The following is a 19,545-nucleotide window of genomic DNA, read 5'->3' as shown; positions in this document are numbered from 1 at the left end:
GGCGATGTTCATCCCCTTCTTCCTGGAACTCAAAGCGGCGAAAATTCCCGTATCCCTGGGGGAATATCTGACGCTGCTCGAGGGGATGGATGCGGGGCTCGTGACCTATGACGTTGAAGGGTTCTACTATCTCGCCCGCTCCGCGCTGGTGAAGGACGAGCGGCACATGGACCGCTTCGACCAGGTTTTCGGCCATGTCTTCAAGGGCATCGAAGCCTTGCATGGCGAAGGTGCCGTCGACGTGGCCAATCTTCCGGAGGAATGGCTGCGGCGACTGGCGGAAAAACACCTGACCGAGGAAGAGAAAAAACTGATCGAAGCACTTGGCGGCTTCGACAAGCTGATGGAAACCCTGCGTCAGCGCCTCGAGGAACAGCAGGGCCGTCATCAGGGTGGGTCGAAATGGATCGGTACGGCAGGCACGTCACCCTTCGGCGCCTATGGCTATAACGCGGAAGGCGTGCGGATCGGCCAGGACGAAAGCCGCCATCACCGGGCAGTCAAGGTCTGGGACAAGCGGGAGTTCAAGAACTTCGATGACAGTGTTGAGCTCGGCACGCGCAACATCAAGGTTGCACTGAAGCGACTGCGGCGCTGGGTGCGCGAGGGCGCCGAGGACGAACTGGATCTCTCGGGAACAATCAGATCCACCGCGGAACACGGCTATCTGGATGTGCAGATCCGGCCGGAGCGGCGCAATCATGTCAAGCTGCTGATGTTCTTTGATGTCGGCGGTTCCATGGACGAGCATATCAAGATCGCCGAAGAGCTGTTCTCAGCCGTGCGCTCCGAGTTCAAGCACATGGAGTATTTCTACTTCCATAATTGCCTTTATGAGGCTGTGTGGAAGGACAACCGCCGCCGCTATACCGAAAGCATCCCGACGCAGGATGTCATCCATAAATATGGATCGGACTACAAGGTGATCTTCGTCGGTGACGCGGCGATGGCGCCCTATGAAGTCTCGCATTCTGGGGGTTCCGTCGAACACTGGAACGAGGAAGCCGGTGCTGTCTGGCTCACACGTGTGCTCGACCAATGGAAGAATACGGTCTGGCTCAATCCCACCAAGGAAGCCTATTGGAACTACACGGCATCGACGTCCATGATCCGCGGAATTTTCGCGCAGCGGATGTATCCGCTTACCCTTTCAGGCATCGAGACCGCGACCCGCGAACTCTCGCGTAAGCACTGAACGCTCAGCCGAACGAATACCCGGCGCCGCGTACGGTGCGGATCGGGTCGATCGAACGGCCAATATTGATCGCCTTGCGCAGCCGTCCGACATGCACGTCGACCGTGCGGTCATCGACATAGATATCCGCGCCCCAGACATTGTCGAGCAGCTGGCCGCGTGAGAACACCCGTCCCGGCGACTGCATCAGGAATTCCAATAGGCGGAATTCCGTCGGCCCGAGCTTCAGTTCACGTTCCTTGCGGAATACGCGGTGCTGCTCACGGTCGAGCTTCAGGTCGCCGAAGCTCAGAACATGCGAAAGAAGACTCGGATTGACGCGGCGTAGCATCGCCTTGATGCGGGCGAGAAGCTCCGGCGTCGAGAACGGCTTGACCATATAGTCGTCCGCACCGGTCGCCAGACCCCGCACCCGCTCGCTTTCCTCACCGCGTGCCGTCAGCATGATGATCGGCAGGATTTCCGTCTCGCGCCGGGCTCGGAGGCGCCGGCAAAGCTCGATGCCGGAAAGACCGGGCAGCATCCAGTCAAGGATCAGAAGATCCGGCACCTTCTCGCGCAACGCAATTTCCGCTTCGTCGCCGCGCGTGATCGTCTCAACAATATAGCCTTCAGCTTCAAGATTGTACCGGAGAAGGACGCTCAAAGCTTCCTCGTCCTCCACAACGGTGATTTTGGGGGCTATCGCCATGGCTCGTTCTATCCTGGATTACGATTGTCTGGCTTCGTCGACGACGATGCTGTGAGTCTGGTCTTCCTTCGGTCGCTCGGCCGGCAATTGCGAACCGGTGACGATGTAATAGACGGTCTCGGCAATATTGGTAGCGTGGTCGCCAATACGCTCGATGTTCTTGGCGCAGAACAGAAGGTGCGTGCAAGCCGAGATGTTGCGCGGATCTTCCATCATGTAGGTCAGTAGTTCGCGGAACAGCGAGGTATAGAGCGCGTCGATCTCGTCATCGCGTTCACGCACAATGTTTACCTGCTGGACAGAACGTGTCGCATAGGCATCCAGCACATCCTTGAGCTGCGTCAGGGCCAGTTCGGCGATAGTCTGCAGACCGCGATAAACCGACAGCGTCTGCCGGGTATCGGTAACGGCAACGACCCGCTTGGCGATGTTTTTGCCGAGATCGCCGATGCGCTCGAGATCCGAGGAAATACGGATCGTGCCGATGATCTCGCGCAGATCGATAGCCATCGGCTGACGCTTGCCAATGATGGTAATGGCCTTTTCATCGATTTCCCGTTGACCGGCATCGAGGATCAGATCGTCCGAAATCACGCGCTGTGCCAGCGCGTTGTCGGAATTGACCATCGCGGTGACCGCCTGTTCGACCATCCGTTCCGCATGACCGCCCATCTCTGCGATCTTGTGCGTCAGGAACTTCAGTTCATCGTCGTAGGAACGCACAGTATGCTGGGCCTGCTGTTCGGTCATGTTCTTACCCTCGTTTCCTCACTGCGACGAGCGTCTTAACGAACGCACAAAGGACGCAGTAACAATTTGAATACTCAATCAGCCGAAGCGCCCGGTGATATAGTCTTGTGTTCGCTTTTCTGACGGATTGGTGAACATCATTTCCGTATCGCCCACCTCTACCAGATTGCCGAGATGGAACATGGCTGTCCGCTGCGAAACACGGGCTGCCTGCTGCATCGAATGCGTCACGATGACGATCGTGTAGTTCTGGCGCAATTCGTCAATCAGTTCTTCGACCTTGGCTGTAGCAATAGGATCAAGCGCCGAGCACGGTTCATCCATCAAAATGACTTCCGGGCTGACGGCGATGGCGCGCGCAATGCAAAGGCGCTGCTGCTGACCACCGGACAGACCGGTTCCCGCCTCGTGCAAGCGATCCTTCACCTCGTCGAACAGGCTGGCGCGGCGCAAGCTCTTCTCAACGATTTCCTCGAGCTGCTGGCGATTCTTGGCGAGGCCGTGAATACGCGGGCCGTAGGCGACATTTTCGAAGATGGACTTCGGAAAGGGGTTAGGCTTCTGGAACACCATGCCGACACGGGCGCGTAGTTCCACAACATCGATCTTCGGATTGTAGATATCCTCGTCATCGAGCGTGATCTTGCCGCCGATCTTGCAGCCTTCAATCGTGTCATTCATACGATTCAGACTGCGCAGGAAGGTGGACTTGCCGCAACCGGATGGTCCGATAAGCGCCGTTACCATCTTCTCGGGCACATCGAGGTTGACGCCGAACAGGGCCTGTTTGTCGCCATAATGAACGGTGACATCCTTGCCCTGCATCTTGATCGCATTCACCTGAGCGTTCATTTTTTCATTTACCGCTTTTTCGAGATTTCGTTCCGTCATCAGGTTCATAGCCAGAGCCTTTCCCTTTTACCAGCGACGCTCGAAGCGGCGACGCAGAATGATAGCTGTGATGTTCATGACCGCGAGGAAAAGCAACAACACGATGATGGCGCCGGACGTCCGTTCGACGAAAGCGCGTTCCGCCTCATTCGCCCACATGTAGATCTGTACCGGCAATGCCGTGGCGGGATCGAGCGGAGTGACTGGGTTGTTGGCAACGAAAGCCACCATACCGATCAGAAGCAGCGGCGCCGTTTCACCCAGCGCATGGGCAAGGCCAATGATGGTCCCCGTCAGGATGCCAGGCGCAGCGAGTGGCAGAACATGATGGAAGACCATCTGTGTCTTGGATGCCCCGATGCCAAGGGCGGCCGAGCGGATTGACGGTGGAACGGCGCGTAGCGCGGCTCGCGTCGCGATGATGATCGTTGGCAAGGTCATCAGGGTCAGGACAAGACCACCCACCAGCGAAGCCGAACGCGGCATGTGGAAGAAGTTAATGAAGACGGCAAGTCCCAGAAGACCGAACACGATCGAGGGAACAGCCGCAAGATTGTTGATGTTGACCTCGATAATGTCGGTCAGCCGGCTCTTCTTGGCATACTCTTCAAGATAGATCGAAGCGGCAACGCCTATCGGCAGCGAGAGGAACAATACGATCAGCATCATGTAGAGCGAACCGATCAGGGCCACACTCAGACCCGACGTCTCCGGGCGGCTGGACGCGCCATAAGTGAAGAGACCGGTATTGAAGCGCTGGGCCATGACGCCTTCGCCCTTGAGTTTGTTCATCCATTCGACCTGCTTGTCGGAAACCTTCCGGCGGGCCTCCTCGACATTCAGATCGATCTGGCCCTTGAAGGCTGAATCGATATCGGCGCCGGTCAACACCCAGACATTCTGGGTTGTGCCTATCAATGACGGATTGCCGGCAACCAGCTGGCGCAATTGTCCGCGAACGCCTTCAGAGAACAATTTGCCGAGCTCACGCATACCAGCCTTGTCGCTCGAGCTCACGCCGAGCTTTTCGGCGAGCGCATTACGCGCCAGCACCGGATAGTTGGCGGTCAGCAGCACATTCGGATCAGTTGCGCGCTTGTTATCGGGATCGATGATCTTCGGATCGAGATTAATCGAGAGATTGACCTCGGTCTGCCAGAAAGCAGTGTAGCCGTTGGAAAACACCGAATACAGCAAAGCGACCAGGAAGAAGAGGCCGATGGCAATCGCGATGATGCCATAGAGTTTGAAACGGCGCTCGGCAGCATAGCGGCGCTTCAGGCCGATATCGCGGCGGGTCTGCTTGGCTGAGACGGCAGCTGGATTGAGGGCTATGTCGGTCATTCGTACTGCTCCCGGTACTTACGCACGATATAAAGCGCGAAGATGTTCATCGCCAGGGTGATGAAGAAGAGGGTGAGGCCAAGGGCAAACGCCACCAGCGTCTGCGGTGAGTTGAACTCAAGGTCGCCGGTCAACTGGTTGACGATCTTGACCGTGATCGTCGTCATCGCGTCAAATGGATTGATGTTGAGATTGGCGGCAACACCGGCTGCCAGCACCACGATCATTGTTTCGCCGATTGCCCGCGAGGCGGTCAACAGCAGCGCACCGACGATACCCGGCAAGGCGGCAGGCAAAACCACGCGGCGGATCGTTTCCGAGTGGGTCGAACCGAGCCCCAGCGAGCCATCGCGCAGCGATCTTGGAACCGCGGTGATGATATCGTCCGAAAGCGACGAGACAAAGGGGATCAGCATGACACCCATGACGATACCCGCGGTAAGGACACTTTGCGCCTGGATGAAAGCATAACCGCCGGATATGGCCGCGCTGAGATCACGCAGGAACGGCCCGACCGTGACCAATGCGAAGAAACCGTAGACGATCGTCGGAATGCCGGCGAGCACTTCCAGTAACGGCTTGACGACGGAACGCACTCTCCGGCTGGCATATTCGGCCATGTAAATAGCGGAGAAAAGTCCAACCGGAACAGCAAACAGCATGGCGACAGCAGCAATATAAAGCGTACCGGCAAGCAGCGGGATCAGGCCGAACTGACCTTGCGATTCTCCGGCCCCTGCCGCGGCGAAGCGCGGATCCCAAACTGTGCCGAAGAAAAAGCTCGAGGGCGTAACCGACTGGAAGAAAGTGAGCGTCTGGAAAAGCATCGAAAGAATGATGCCGACGGTAGTGAGAATGGCAATGGTAGAGGCAGCAATCAGCCCGCAGAGGATAACGCGCTCGACATTGTTGCGGGCACGTGCCCGGGCATGAACGCCTGAAAAACCAAAGATTGCGCCGGCTATAGCAAGCACAAGGGCGATAGTGCCGCCAATATTGTTCGCCCGTGCTGTGTTCTTGTTCCATTCGACAGCAATCGGGATCATGTAATCCTGACCGTCGGGCGCGAGAGCAACACCTTTGGCCGAGAGAAGCGGGCGCAGTTCGGCGAAGGTTTGCGGAAGAGTGGCTCTCTCTTCATTGCTGAGCTTGCTGAGCCCGCGCGCAATACCGCTGACCATGCCGAGTTCGAGACTCTGGCTGGCAATGACCGTGTCGGCATTACGCACCGGCAGTTCGGCGATAGCCGAACGCTCCAGATAGAGGCTCGTCGCGGCCGCCCAGACGGCAATGAAAAGGATCGCTGGCAAGGCAGAAGCCAGGAAAACCCACCATCCATGATAATGGGGCATGGAATGCGCCTTGATGCTTCCGTTGTCTTGACTGACAGCGCGCTGGCGCCCGAGGAAGTATCCGACAACACCAATAGCTACGACAATCACAAATACCAATGAAGTGGACATCAAAGCTTCCTCGATCTGTCCCGCAAATTCACGAATTTTGAGAAGGAATGCGGGCAGCCGGAGCTGCCCGCATTCCCATGTTCAAGCTTACTTCTTCATTGTCGTGCCAGCAGCGAAGGCGTCACGCTGGGCTTTGCGCTCTGCTTCCGGTGCAGCAACCAGACCGTACTCAACGAGCGGGCTGTCGTCACCAATCATCTGGTCGTCGAGGAAGAAGTCGACATATTCCTTCAGGCCAGGAATGACCCCAAGATGCGCCTTCTTTACGTAGAAGAACAGCGGGCGGGAAACAGGATACTTGCCGGAAGAAATCGTTTCCGTGCTCGGAACGACGTCCGAAACAGTCGCAACCTTCAGCTTGTCGGCATTGTTCTCATAGAAAGCGAGACCGAATACACCAACGCCGGTCTTGTTGGCGTCGATACGTGCCAATGTCTCGGCATAGTCGCCATCGATGTCGATTGCCTTGCCGTCCTTGCGTACCTTGACACAGGCGGCAGCGGCGGCCTTTTCATCCAGACCCAGGGTCTTGATCACATCTGCCGCACCACTCGCCTTGCAGCCACCGCTCAGGAGCTTCTCTTCGAAGACTTCACGTGTGCCATGCTTTTCACCGGGAATGTAGGCAGCGATGTCCCAATCCGGGAGGGCTGGGTTAACCTGGTTCCACTTGGTGTTCGGGTTGGCAACCAGCTTGCCGTCAACGATGATCTGCGCAGCGAGCGCCAGATAGACATCCTTAGGTGTAAGCTTCCAATCCGGACCCTTGATGTCGGTCGCGAAGACAATGCCGTCATAACCGATACGGATCTCTTCAACATCCTTGACGCCAGCATCGACGCAGGACTTCAACTCGGTGTCCTTCATAGGACGGGAAGAATTTGCAATGTCGATGGTGTCTTCACCAACGCCCTTGCAGAATTCCTTGATGCCGGCGCCCGAACCACCGGATTCAACAACTGGCGTCTTGAAATTGGGGAATGTTTCACCGAAGGATTCGGCAACGATCTTGGCATATGGCAGCACCGTCGAGGAGCCTGAAACCTGAATCTGGTCGCGGGCGGATGCGCCAACTGTCGATGCGGCCACCGCAATTGCAAGCAACACGGCCGTGGAAAATAGCTTGTTCATAGGAGCAGCTCCTGTTGGTTTAATTCTTGTGACGCCTCCGACGTCGTCTGCGGTCTATAGAACCTTTATTACAGTCATATGACAGCAATGTAACAGTTCTGTAGCGGCAGCTACGAGCGATCGAAGTCGCTATCAGAATCAAAAATGTGTCTAAAACCATAAAGTTACCCGTCTACACAATTGGATGTAGGAGACGTCAGAGCCATATCGTCAATGATTCCAGTTACTTCTTGTCATTCAATTGCGACGATTGGTTCCGCACAGATTGGATAGACATCACCTGCTTCCGGCGCCCGCTTGCGGTTGCGTCTAAAGCGGGCCCCTTTGAACCGATATTCTGAATTCCATCGAGCCGCTTGTGTCACAAAGACGTGTTGACATGGCATGCGTGAATTCATATTAGTCAAGTCATCCGATGACTTTAGGACTTAGCGATTATGCAGCCCGCCGCCCGTACCAATCTTGCCGACACTGCAATTCAAAACATCCGTGTGGAAATCACAGCCAATCGCTGGCAAGTAGGCGATCGCATACCGAATGAGGCGACACTTGCCGACATGCTCGGCGTCAGCCGGGGAACAGTTCGCGAAGCCGTTCGCGTTTTGGTTGCCCAAGGTTTTCTCGAGACAAGGCAAGGCTCCGGAACCTATGTGCGGTCGGTGATCGATGCGGATGACAGCCTCCTGCGGATTCGGCGAACCGGACTTCGCGATCAGGTTGAAACCCGGTGCGCGCTCGAAGTCGAGGCAGCACGGCTGGCCGCCATGCGTCACACGCCGGAGATCATCGCCGGGCTTCGTCAACTGCTGGCTGATCGCGGGGAATATGATGCCGCAAACCACGATCACTATGTCGAACGGGATCTTGCCTTCCACAAGGCTGTTGTCTCCGCCTCCGGAAATCATGCCCTCGCGGAAGTCTACGAGTTTTTCTCGGCCTCGATTCAGGAGGTCATCAAGGCGACCGTAACCGGCGAACTTCCCGAACCTGACATGGCTGCCCACATCGCCATTGTGGATGCTATCGCATCCGGCGATCCGGACAGGGCTGCATTGACCACCCGCGCCTTCATGGCCCCCATCATCCTTGAACTTGACCGGTTCCTCGCATCATGAATCAGCATATTTCCCCTCTCTCCCGAGCCCAGGACATCGTCAGCGAGCAGCTGATCAATGCCGAAGCCGACAGTGTTCCGGAGCCCCGGGCTCCGATTTTCGCCAGCCGGGCAGCACAGATCGTCACCGGCCTCAGTCTTGTTCTTATCGCTTTCAATCTTCGTCCCGTCTTTTCAAGCGCTTCCGCACTGCTGCCGGAAATCATCGAACAGACAGGGCTTTCGTCCTTTGGCGCCGGCGTCTTGACCACGCTGCCTGTTGTCTGTCTCGGCGTATTTGCCCCGCTCGCGCCAAAACTGGCACAGCGCATCGGTGCTGAACGCACCTTGCTGGGCGTCTTGCTGCTTCTGGCGCTCGGCACCGCCTTGCGCGGATTTGGCTCGTTGCCCTTGCTTTTCCTTGGAACCGCTCTTGCAGGTGCCTGTATTGCCACTGGCAATGTTTTGCTGCCAGGCCTTGTAAAGCGTGATTTTGCCAGCAGGACCGGAATGATGACCGGTCTCTATACGATGGCGCTCTGCGCCGGGGCGGCCAGCGCTGCTGGTTTCACGCTTCCCTTGCAACGTATGCTGAGTGGCTCCTGGTCGCTGGCGCTCGGTGCATGGGCCCTGCCGGCAGTTCTCGTTGCATTGATCTGGTTTCCGCATGCGCTTTTCAGAAAGGTCCGGACGAAACATGCCGGCTTCAAGGTCGAGGGGCTGTGGCGTGATCGCCTGGCATGGCAGGTTACCCTGTTCATGGGCCTGCAATCGGCCCTGGCTTACTGCGTCTTCGGCTGGCTGTCGCCCATCCTGCGTCACCGGGGCCTCGATGGGGTTACAGCGGGCGTCGTTGTTTCCGTTTCTGTCATGGCGCAGGTTTTCGCCTGCCTCCTCGTGCCTTCGATCGCGGTACGTTGCAAAGACCAGCGGCTGATCAACGTCGCGCTTGTCACACTTGCTGTCGCGGGCCTGCTCGGCTTCCTGTTTGCGCCCTTATCGACCGTCTGGCTCTGGGCCGTCATTCAGGGCCTTGGGCAGGGCGGGCTTATTGCGGTTGCCATGACTATCATCGTGTTGCGGTCCGGAGATTCCCATGTCGCTTCCCATCTTTCGGGAATGGCGCAGTGCATTGGCTACATGCTTGCCGCCGTTGGCCCACTGCTTGTCGGGCTGATCCACAGTGTAACCGGGGGTTACGGTACAACGGCAATCCTGTTCGTTTTACTAGGGCTTGGGGTCGCCATATTCGGCTGGGGAGCCGGGCGCGCAACGCACGTAAAGGCCCGCACTATCCAAATCCAAAGGATTTCGGCATAATAAGCCCTGCAATCGGAACCAAATGTATTCTCCGGCATTTTCCTCGCGTAGCCGAAGGGAGTCTTGAGTATTGGCGCCACGAGCAAACTGGAAGGGTTTTCTGAAGGTTGCGGAGCTCACTTGCCCCGTAGCCCTTTATACGGCCGCCTCGACAGCGGACCGCATAGCCTTCCATACCCTCAATCGCGAAACCGGCCACAGAGTGAACCGGCAATTCATCGACAGCGACACCGGCAAGCCGGTCGAACGTGAGGATCAGGTCAAGGGCTACGAGATCGGCGCCAATGATTACATCGTGCTGGAGCCGGACGAGGTTGCAGCTGCGGTTCCTGAAAGCGATAAGACCATGGCTGTCGAAGCCTTCATATCCTACGATGAGATCGACCATATCTATTTCGACAAGCCCTACTATCTCACGCCAAGCGACAGACATGGCCAGGAGGCATTTGAACTCATCCGCGAGGGCCTCAGGGCTGAGAAAGTCGCCGCCCTCGCCCAGACGGTGCTTTTCCGCCGCGTCCGTACGCTGCTGATCCGCGCCGAAGATTCCGGCCTGATCGCCACCACCTTGAATTTCGATTATGGAGTGCGTTCGGCCAAAGACGCTTTCAGCGATATTCCTGAGATGAAGATCAAGGGCGAGATGCTCGACCTTGCCAAACATATCATCGAGACGAAATACGGCACTTTCGACCCATCGAAATACGACGATCGCTATGAGGAGGCGCTTGCCGAGTTGGTCAAGGCAAAACTTGAAGGCAAGGCGATCCCCGCGAGAAAACAACAAAAAACCGACAAGGTCGTCGATCTCATGCAGGCACTGCGTGCAAGCGCAGGCATGGGCAAGAAACCGGCAGCGGCGAAGAAAGCCAAGGCGGAGCCTGTGCGTCGGAAAGCGAGCTGATCTGTGGTCGCGCTTGAAACCTACCGCAAGAAACGCGATTTCAAGACGACATCCGAACCGAAGGGCCGCAAGGCCCGCAAGACCGGAAACAGCTTCGTCATTCAAAAGCACGATGCACGACGGCTGCATTATGATTTCCGGCTCGAGATGGATGGCGTCCTGAAAAGTTGGGCCGTGACCCGCGGCCCCAGTCTCGTTCCGGGTGAAAAGCGGCTGGCTGTCCATGTCGAAGATCACCCGCTCGAATATGGTGACTTTGAAGGAACGATACCCAAGGGGGAATATGGCGGCGGCACCGTCATCATCTGGGATCGCGGTACATGGGCTCCAGTCCATGATCCCGACCGGGGCTATGCGAAAGGCCACATGGAATTCGAGCTTCATGGCAAGAAGCTCTCCGGGCGATGGCACCTGGTGCGCATGCAAGGCAAGCCGCGCGAAAAACATGAAAACTGGCTGCTGATCAAGGGTGAGGACGAAGCTGCGCGCTCGGAACGCGATCCCGATATCCTTGAGGAAAAGCCGAAATCCGTAAAAACCGGCCGTGAGATTGCCGAAGTGGCCGGTGAAGACCCGGGATGGTCGTCGAAGACCGGCAAGATCGACAAGCAGGCCGTAAAGGCAAAGCCTTCAAAAAAGCCCGTCGTGGCGGATGAAGCCACCGTCCCCGATCCTTCCAGCGTAAAGGGAGCGAAGAAGACTCGCCTCCCCTCCTTCGTCGAACCGGCATTGGCTGCACTCGCGCCAAAACCGCCCACAGGCGAGCGTTGGATCCACGAGATAAAGTTCGATGGCTATCGCCTGCAGGTGCGGATTGAAGCTGGCCGCGTCAAGCTCCTTACCCGCAGCGGTCTCGACTGGACGAAAAAGTTTGGCAAGCAGATAGTGGCGGCGTTTCAGGACCTGCCCGTTGGTACGGCACTCATCGATGGTGAACTGGTGGTGGAAACCGCGGCTGGCGCCTCGGATTTTTCCGCCCTGCAGGCCGATCTCAGCGCAGACCGGACAGACCGCTTCGTCTTTTATATTTTCGACCTTCTCTATCTCGACGGCTATAATTTGCAGGGCCTGTCGCTGGTCGAACGCAAGACCATGCTGCAAGAGCTTGTCAGCGGTGCATCGACGCTCATCCGCTACAGCGAGCATTTCGAGGGAAATGGTGCGCTCATTCTTGACCATGCCTGCCGTCTCAGCCTCGAAGGCATCGTATCGAAACTGCGCGATGCCCCCTATCGCCCCGGTCGCGGCAAGAGCTGGGTCAAATCCAAATGTTCAGAACGCCAGGAATGCGTCATTGCGGGCTACGTGCCGTCCACGACTTCGCGCAAGGCCATAGGCTCGCTGGTCATGGGCGTCTATAACGGCAAGAAGCTGGAACATGTCGGCCGTGTCGGCACGGGCTACAGCGCATCCCTCGCCGAAGACCTATACCGCAGGCTTGAACGCATTCGCGTGCAGGAAAGCCCCTTTGCCGAGCGTCTGAGCGCCGATGCCGCCAGACAGGTACGCTTTACGAAGCCGGAGCTCGTAGCAGATGTGGAATTCCGCAGCTGGACTGCGGACGGGAACCTTCGGCATGCCGCCTTTCGCGGCTTGCGCGAAGATAAAGATCCAACTGAAGTCGTCCGAGAAGCAGCAAGACCGGCCGCTCCACTCAAACCCGAGGGGCACTCCGTGAAACTCACTCATCCCGATCGCATCTATTGGCCCGAACAGGGTGTCACCAAGGAAGGTCTGGCGGACTATTACACGGACGTCTGGAAGTATGTCTCGCCCTTCGTCGTTGGTCGCCCGCTGGCCCTCCTGCGAAGTCCCGAAGGCATCACCGGCCAATCCTTCTTCCAGAAACACGCCTGGAAGGGCCTCAATCCGAACATCGCCCTCGTGAAGGACCCCAAGGACAAGGATGGCGAACCGCTGATCAGCGTCAATGATCTCGATGGCCTGATCGGTCTGGTGCAATCCGCCGTTCTCGAAATTCACCCGTGGGGCTCGACCATTGCCGACTGGGAACATCCGGACATGATCATCATGGACCTTGATCCTGGCGATGACGTACCTTGGACAAAAGTGATCGAAGCGGCACAGGAAACACGTCAGCGGCTTGAACAGGCCGGCCTCAAGGCCTTTCTCAAGACCTCGGGAGGCAAGGGCCTTCATGTGGTTGTGCCACTGAAACCCAAGGCCGCGTGGCCGGAGGTGAAGGCTTTCACCAAGGCCATCGCCGATTCCATGGCGTCGGACAGCCCCGATCTCTACGTCTCGACGATCACCAAGTCGAAGCGCAAAGGCAAGATCCTCATCGATTATCTGCGTAACCAGAGAGGCGCCACCGCAGTCGCACCATACTCTACCCGTGCGCGTCCAGGTGCGGCGGTATCAATGCCTCTGGCATGGGATGAACTGAATCCCGGCATAGGACCCAACTATTTTACCGTATTGAATACCCCGATCCGGGTTTCCTCATACAAAACCGATCCCTGGGCTGATTTTCGTGCCGCCGCCGCCCCGATCGAAAAACCGAAGGCGCCGCGCAAGAAGAGCACCTAACGTTTTTTGGATTTGCCTTCGCTGGCAATGCTCTTGCGCAGCGCATCCATGATGTTGATGACATTGCTCGATTGGTCAGGCTCGGCGGCCTTCGTCGCGGCAGGCCGCTTCTTGCCCTTCTTCTTCGCGGCGATGATCTCCAGCAGACGATCCTGTACGGGATCGTCGACCATTTTCGGGTCCCAGGGCTTCTTCCGCTCCTCGATAAGAGTCTTCACCAGTTCCATCAGCTGACTGTCGATCTTGTCATTCTTGATATCACCGAAATAGGCATCGCGATCGCGCACCTCATCGCCATAGCGCAGCGTCCATAGCACAATGCCGCGGTCACGCGGCTCCAGCATCACCGCCCGCTCGCGCCGGTACATGACAAGTCGCGATATGCCGACCCTGCCTGTCGCTTCCATCGCGTCGCGGATCACCGAAAAAGCTTCCTCACCCACAGGATCGTCCGGCGTCAGATAATGCGGCTTGTCATACCAGATCCAGTCGATGCTCTCGCGTGGGACAAACATCTCGATGTCGATCGTGCGCGTACTTTCAAGTGCTACCGCACTGATCTCATCATCCTCGAGCATGACATATTCATCTTCGCCGCGCTGATAGCCCTTGACCTCATCATCCTCGTCGACGGGCTTGCCGCTCACTGAATCGACAAATTGGCTCACGACACGGTTGCCAGTTTTCCGGTTCAGCGTGTGAAAGCGCACTTTTTCATCGTCTGTGGTCGCCGGCACCATCGCCACCGGGCAAGTCACGAGTGAGAGTTTGAGATATCCCTTCCAGAATGATCGTGGAGCCATGGAACATACCTTCCCCTTACGATTGGCATGAACGATTCAGCCGAAATTTGGTTCCAAAATTGCCGAGCGCGGGTTCAGGGCAGCTTTGACGCCAGTATGTCCAGCTTGTTGATCTGCGGCAGGCTGGCAAAGAGTTCACCTTCAGCACCATGCACCTTTTTGGCTGCGCAGGGAACAGTCGCCCCCCTGCCACGTTCTTCATCCGCAGCAACAGGGTGAAGAAATGCCGTTGGATTATGTCGACTATGCGGAAGAGTTCGGCCTCGAACTGGTCGACCCGGACACATTCACCCTGAAACGCGAGCCATCCAAAAATGGATTCAGTTATAGTCGGACCAATGGACGGCCGGTCTCCAAAAAACACGTTGAGCGTATGGTCGCCCTGGTCATCCCGCCCGCCTGGACTGACGTCTTCTGCTGCGACAGCGAAAGCGGGCATATTCAGGCCGTTGGCAAGGACGATCTCGGACGCCGTCAGTATATTTATCATCCGAAATGGGAATCCGTGCGCAACAGCATGAAGACCCATCGCCTGCTCGCCTTCGGCAAGGCGCTCCCCCATATCCGCAAGCGCATCCTTCGCGACATGCAACGCCCGCCCACATCGAGCCGTCCGCTTGCCGCGCTTGCGGTACGGTTGATCGACCAGAAGGCTTTCCGCGCGGGACATGAAAAATATGCCAAGGATGGTGGTCGCGGCATCGCATCGCTCAAGAGCAGTGATCTTAAGATCGACGGCAACGTTGCCAATTTCGTCTTCGCCGGCAAGTCCAAGAAAAAGAACGAAATAACCATCAAGGACCGGTGCGCCGTAAAGCGTTTGAGCACGCTGAAAAGGCGCGGCAGGCTCTTCCAATACAAGGACGAACGCCGCTGGCGCAGCCTCCATGCGGGCGAGCTGAACGAATATCTACGCGAAATCTCCGGCTCGAAAGTCAGTGCCAAGGATTTCCGGACATTTCATGGTTCGGCACGCGCGCTTGAGTTCCTTGCCCAGATCGATGCAAGGACCGATGCAGCCAGAAAACGGGCAATCGCCGCGGCAATGCGCAATGTCAGCGAGTTTCTGCGCAACACACCCGCAGTGACCAGATCAAGCTATGTTCACCCGTTGGTGACAGACTGCTTCAATGCCGGCGATCTCGACAATTCGCTTCTCCGGGCGCCATACCGCAAGGGTCTGAGCGGCGCCGAAACCGGCCTGATGCGTCTGCTGGAAAGAGCAAATGCACGAACACTTCAGTCATCGGCATGAACCGGCTAATCACATTTTGTCTGGCTCCACCAAATGATGGATAGGCCCTTGCTCAATTTGATGATGCGGACCCTGATTCCGCATTGCGGTAAGTGGTGCGGAAGACTGCACAATTAAATTCGATTTGCGGCTGGTTCAGAAATGCGCTTAGCTTTTCTGATATTGCCAGCTCTGATGAGCACGCGGGAACGGCGACCCGCAACAGGATGTGTTCTCGCCCGAACAGAGGGAGCGTGTCATGGCATTTTCGGACCGAGACCGACGTATCTTTGCAACGACTGATTGGGAAATCATGCAGCGAGCTCACAACAGGGCATCGCAATTGCTGGACCGCTGCCCCAAAACACATGAACGCTGCAACGACCTTGCCCGCATTATCATGGCTATATTCGAAAGCGGCATTCGCGATGAAGACGAACTAGCCGTAATGGCAGCAAACCGTGAGCTCAATTTCCTGGCAGGCCGCGGGCACTTCCAGAAGCCATTTCCCTTCAGGGATGCCAGGATTTCATTGAGCGAGCCACGGACCGAGCATTAGCTGGCGCGCGTGCTGCCCAAACGAAAGGCACCTAGCCTGCCAATCGGGCGTTTTGCACTGCCATCAGTCGAGCGCATAGCTGCAGTGCGGAGACAGGATGCGCGATCGCATAACCTTGCAACGTATCGCACCCAAGCCGGCGCAAGAGTTTTGCGTGCTCCAGCGATTCAACACCTTCAGCAATGACCCCGATTCCGAGGGTCTTGGCTATATCGACGATCGACCTGATGAGACTTCTTTGCTCGCGGGACTTTGTGATCGGCAGGACCAGTCGCTGGTCGATTTTGAGCCGTTTCGGCTTGAGTTTGAGCAACCCTATGATTGATGCGTGCCCGGAACCGAAGTCGTCTACTTCGATATCGATTTCCATCTGCCTCAGCGCCGCGATATTGGAGAGGACATCCTCCTCTATGTCATCGAGAAAGACCGTTTCCAGTAGCTCGAAGGAGAGGGAGTTGGGCGGGATATTCAGCTGCTTCAGCTGCTCGACCAGGGACAGGTCGGACAGTCGCGCAGCCGACGTGTTGACCGCAATCCGTGGTACGGTCACGCCCATCTCCTCCCAGCTTTGCCGGTCACGCATGATTGCCTTGAGGATGACCGCATCGAACTCGGCGATCAGCCCCAGAGTAGTCGCGACTTTCATGAAGGATTCAGGCGAGAGCAATCCACGTTGGGGGTGGTTCCAGCGAGCCAGAGCCTCTACGCCCACGATCCGCTGTGTGCGAGCGTCCACCTGCACCTGATAGAAAGGTATAAACTCGCCTCTTTCCAGCCCGAGTTTGACGTGATCAGCGATCCGCCGGTCGCGAGACAGCCCGGTCTTCAGGTGCGGCGCGAAAAACTCCACCCTGTTCCGGCCCATCTTCTTCGAACGGTAGAGAGCAATGTCGGATTCAGCCAGCAAGTTGGCAGCGTTTCCGTCATTCATCCATGCCACACCGATTGAAGCACCCGTTTGCAGCAATGACCCGCCATAGGATACCCCCTGCTTGAGAAGCCTGACAATATGCTGGGCCACAATCTCCAACTCGCCGAGTGTCGCGAAATTCGGGATCAGGATGACAAATTCGTCGCCGCCCATGCGCGCTACAAATCCGTTTTCCGGAACAACCGATGCGATCATGAGTGCGGCGGATTTGAGCACGGCATCACCAGCGGCGTGGCCGGCCGTGTCGTTGATCTGCTTGAAGTAATCGAGATCGACATGAAGAATTGCCAACCGGTCCAGACTGCAGTCCGCCGACAATTCCGAAAGCCGCTTGTCGAAAAAGCGCCTGTTGGGCAGACCCGTCAGATAGTCGTGTTCAGCGGCATATTCGATCTGGGCGGTACTTGCTTCAAGGGCAAGTGCCCTCGCCTCGGCAATCGCCTTCTGGTTCGAAAGCTCCCGATTCAGCATGACATCCGCCGTCACATCCCATTCGGCACCGATATATGTCGAGATATTGCCATCCTCGTAATAGTGCGCTCTCGATCTGATATGACGGATCTCCCCGTCTGGCAGGATGATCCTGAATTCAGACGAATAGTCGCCCTTGCGGCGGATGGCTTCCTCAAAGTCTTCCTGGGCCCTCGCGCGATCGTCGGGATGTATGGCGTCAACCCATTGGGCAGCTGTTACTTTTCTTTGCGACTTGCCGGTTGCATAGAGCCGGTGCATTTGCAGATCCCAGAACAGCTCGTCCTCGGCACTGTGCTCCCACACGCCGATTTGCGATGCGTCAAGCGCAAGCTCCAACCGCCGTAGAATATTTTGGAATTCCTGCTCTGATCTGGCCGGTTTCATTTTGTTTTTGATAATAACTCCATCCCTCTGTCGTTACTCTTATCCTGAATACTCCTTGATGAAAATATTGTTACAATATTTGACGGACGATGCCTGCAGGCGCGCCATTTACGTTTCAAATAACTCGGTCGCGGAAAATCAGAGAAATCTTAACAGTCGCAATGTCATTAATGACTGACGCTTGAGTGCAGACTGGCGTGTCGATTTATAGAGAAAGCTTGAGAGATTTTCCGAATGTCGCGCTACTTTGACCGGCGATGGTTCCTGGCAATTATGACAATAGTGCTGGTTGCCGCCGGCGCGCTCTGCGGTACGTGGATCAGCAGGCTCGTCGTCATCTCGAGCGATCGGGGTCAGATGCAGATATTTGCGGATCAGCTTCTGAATCGTGCGGTTGAAGTGTTTGCCGAAGCCGACAAGATGCTGGCAGTTGTTAATGCCTCTCCGCATCCTTTCTGTTCCGATAAGGAAATCATGTTCCTGCGGGATATGCTGTTCGGCACGAAATACCTCAAGGATATGGGCCGCGTCAGGGATGGCTTTTTTCACTGTTCAGCTGTCTTCGGCAATGGAAAGAAGCCCATGCCGCTGATCAAGCATGATCTCGAAACCCCCGACGGAAAACTGATCTATGCGAATTCCCGGTTGGCAATATCCAAATCCACGGCTCCGATCATCGGAATTGGCAATGCCAATGTCGTACTCGATCCCGCAGCTTTTGAAACACTGAAGAACCCGGCCTATACGTTCGGCGTGATGTACAATCCGCAAGGAGTGTCGTCGACCGTCGGTATGTTCGGTACATTGGATATTGGCAAGACAGGCATGGAATTGCCCGCCGGGGCCGGCAGGATCGGCGATACCGTCTATCGCAATGTCTGCCGCAATACGGCATGCGTCACAGTGCACGCCGAGGTTGGCAGGCTTGAATCGTCTGCGGAGCCTATAACCTCGATCATTACCACGTTCGGTGCCGCTCTTGGCGGCGCTGCTGCTGTCATCTTGATCTTGCTTCAGCGCAACAATTTGAGCTTGAAAGCAAGGTTGCAGCACGCGCTCAGCCAGAACCGGTTGACAGTTGAATATCAGCCGATCGTCGACGTGGCGACTGGCCGGCCGGTCGCCGCCGAAGCACTTGTGCGCTGGAGAGAAAATGGCGAGTGGATACCCCCGGATGTGTTCATACCGGTGGCAGAAAAAGCCGGGCTGATAAATCGCCTGACGATCTGCGTCATTGATCATGTACTGTCGGATATGGCGGCGTCTCTCGATGCCAACCCTGACTTTCACATCAGTATCAATATCTCGGCGGCAGATCTATTCGACAGGCATTTCGGCGCGCTGCTTGCACTGCGTCTCAAGGAGGCAAACGTCGCCAACAACCAGATTGCGCTTGAGATCACCGAACGGTCGACTGCGAATGCGGCCGACGCAAAAGAGGCGATCGAGCGCCTGCGTTCGCGCGGACATAAAATCTATATTGATGACTTTGGTACGGGATACTCTAGCCTGGCCTACCTCGGCGAATTGAATGTTGACGGCATCAAGATTGACAAATCGTTTACCCAGACAATCGGAACCAGCTCCGTATCCGTTTCGATCGTTCCCCAGATTATCGATATGGCTCGGGCCCATGGTCTTGCGATTGTGGTCGAGGGCATCGAAACGACGGCCCAGCGCGATTATTTCGCAGCCCTCAAACCCAAGGTGGATGGCCAAGGCTGGCTCTTTGGCCGGCCGGCAAGTGCGATTACTATCAAGAAAGCGTTAGAGCCCGTTGCCTGATTTTCGGCGCTAGCCTGCAAATGATCCAATGCGACAGAACGCA

Annotated in this window: 16 protein-coding genes; 8 read left to right on the top strand and 8 right to left on the bottom strand. The window is 56.6% G+C overall.

The window, feature by feature from the left end; genetic code table 11:
- The first annotated feature begins 4 nt into the window (after positions 1 to 4).
- Positions 5 to 1,195 carry a vWA domain-containing protein gene (locus tag BLM14_RS01460; RefSeq protein ID WP_099997775.1) on the top strand — a complete coding sequence of 397 codons (1,191 nt, stop codon included), beginning with the start codon at positions 5 to 7 and terminating at the stop codon, positions 1,193 to 1,195.
- Positions 1,196 to 1,199: 4 nt separating this feature from the next.
- Here BLM14_RS01460 and phoB read toward each other — a convergent pair whose 3' ends face one another.
- From phoB to BLM14_RS01430, 6 genes are all read right to left on the bottom strand, one after another.
- A complete protein-coding gene (gene phoB / locus BLM14_RS01455; protein WP_162293128.1) occupies positions 1,200 to 1,886 on the bottom strand; it encodes a phosphate regulon transcriptional regulator PhoB in 687 nt (228 codons plus the stop codon).
- 18 nt (positions 1,887 to 1,904) lie between these two features.
- Complete coding sequence (phoU, locus tag BLM14_RS01450) at positions 1,905 to 2,636, bottom strand: phosphate signaling complex protein PhoU (RefSeq protein WP_099997774.1); 732 nt, start codon at positions 2,634 to 2,636, stop codon at positions 1,905 to 1,907.
- 78 nt (positions 2,637 to 2,714) lie between these two features.
- Positions 2,715 to 3,488, bottom strand: a complete 774-nt coding sequence (pstB, locus tag BLM14_RS01445; RefSeq protein WP_237143506.1) for a phosphate ABC transporter ATP-binding protein PstB — start codon at positions 3,486 to 3,488, stop codon at positions 2,715 to 2,717.
- 66 nt (positions 3,489 to 3,554) lie between these two features.
- Positions 3,555 to 4,871: a phosphate ABC transporter permease PstA gene (pstA, locus tag BLM14_RS01440; RefSeq protein ID WP_099997772.1), complete on the bottom strand. Its 1,317-nt coding sequence runs from the start codon at positions 4,869 to 4,871 to the stop codon at positions 3,555 to 3,557.
- Complete coding sequence (pstC, locus tag BLM14_RS01435) at positions 4,868 to 6,334, bottom strand: phosphate ABC transporter permease subunit PstC (RefSeq protein WP_099997771.1); 1,467 nt, start codon at positions 6,332 to 6,334, stop codon at positions 4,868 to 4,870. The genes pstA and pstC overlap by 4 nt, the downstream gene beginning before the upstream one ends.
- An 87-nt stretch (positions 6,335 to 6,421) precedes the next feature.
- Positions 6,422 to 7,465: a PstS family phosphate ABC transporter substrate-binding protein gene (locus tag BLM14_RS01430; protein ID WP_099997770.1), complete on the bottom strand. Its 1,044-nt coding sequence runs from the start codon at positions 7,463 to 7,465 to the stop codon at positions 6,422 to 6,424.
- A 437-nt stretch (positions 7,466 to 7,902) separates the two neighbouring features.
- Between BLM14_RS01430 and BLM14_RS01425 the strand changes: the two genes are divergently transcribed.
- From BLM14_RS01425 to ligD, 4 genes are all read left to right on the top strand, one after another.
- Positions 7,903 to 8,580 (top strand): FadR/GntR family transcriptional regulator, encoded by a 678-nt coding sequence (locus BLM14_RS01425; protein WP_099997769.1) that lies wholly within the window; start codon positions 7,903 to 7,905, stop codon positions 8,578 to 8,580.
- The gene (locus tag BLM14_RS01420) at positions 8,577 to 9,878 is read left to right on the top strand and encodes a CynX/NimT family MFS transporter (RefSeq protein ID WP_099997768.1); all 1,302 of its coding nucleotides are present in this window, start codon (positions 8,577 to 8,579) and stop codon (positions 9,876 to 9,878) included. Before BLM14_RS01425 ends, BLM14_RS01420 begins: the two co-directional genes overlap by 4 nt.
- A gap of 70 nt (positions 9,879 to 9,948) precedes the next feature.
- Positions 9,949 to 10,782 carry a non-homologous end joining protein Ku gene (ku, locus tag BLM14_RS01415; RefSeq protein WP_099997767.1) on the top strand — a complete coding sequence of 278 codons (834 nt, stop codon included), beginning with the start codon at positions 9,949 to 9,951 and terminating at the stop codon, positions 10,780 to 10,782.
- A 3-nt stretch (positions 10,783 to 10,785) separates the two neighbouring features.
- Positions 10,786 to 13,332: a DNA ligase D gene (gene ligD, locus BLM14_RS01410; protein WP_099997766.1), complete on the top strand. Its 2,547-nt coding sequence runs from the start codon at positions 10,786 to 10,788 to the stop codon at positions 13,330 to 13,332.
- Here the strand turns inward: ligD and ku (BLM14_RS01405) are convergent.
- Positions 13,329 to 14,135, bottom strand: coding sequence for a non-homologous end joining protein Ku (gene ku, locus BLM14_RS01405; RefSeq protein ID WP_099997765.1), 807 nt, complete (start codon positions 14,133 to 14,135; stop codon positions 13,329 to 13,331). The two genes, ligD and ku (BLM14_RS01405), sit on opposite strands and share 4 nt — an antisense overlap.
- Before the next feature lie 223 nt (positions 14,136 to 14,358).
- Between ku (BLM14_RS01405) and BLM14_RS01400 the strand changes: the two genes are divergently transcribed.
- Positions 14,359 to 15,390, top strand: coding sequence for a DNA topoisomerase IB (locus BLM14_RS01400; RefSeq protein ID WP_099997764.1), 1,032 nt, complete (start codon positions 14,359 to 14,361; stop codon positions 15,388 to 15,390).
- A 238-nt stretch (positions 15,391 to 15,628) separates the two neighbouring features.
- A complete protein-coding gene (locus BLM14_RS01395; protein WP_099997763.1) occupies positions 15,629 to 15,928 on the top strand; it encodes a hypothetical protein in 300 nt (99 codons plus the stop codon).
- Positions 15,929 to 15,959: 31 nt separating this feature from the next.
- On the opposite strand, the gene BLM14_RS01390 is transcribed toward BLM14_RS01395, so the two are convergent.
- Complete coding sequence (locus BLM14_RS01390; protein WP_099997762.1) at positions 15,960 to 17,717, bottom strand: putative bifunctional diguanylate cyclase/phosphodiesterase; 1,758 nt, start codon at positions 17,715 to 17,717, stop codon at positions 15,960 to 15,962.
- Positions 17,718 to 17,951: 234 nt separating this feature from the next.
- Here BLM14_RS01390 and BLM14_RS01385 point away from each other — a divergent pair, with 234 nt between their 5' ends.
- Complete coding sequence (locus tag BLM14_RS01385; RefSeq protein ID WP_099997761.1) at positions 17,952 to 19,502, top strand: EAL domain-containing protein; 1,551 nt, start codon at positions 17,952 to 17,954, stop codon at positions 19,500 to 19,502.
- Positions 19,503 to 19,545 lie beyond the last annotated feature (43 nt).

This window comes from Phyllobacterium zundukense (genome assembly GCF_002764115.1).
In the GTDB taxonomy this organism is placed as follows: Bacteria; Pseudomonadota; Alphaproteobacteria; order Rhizobiales; family Rhizobiaceae; genus Phyllobacterium; species Phyllobacterium zundukense.
Note: the sequence above shows the minus strand (reverse complement) of the source record. Positions and strands in the feature narration are given on the sequence as shown.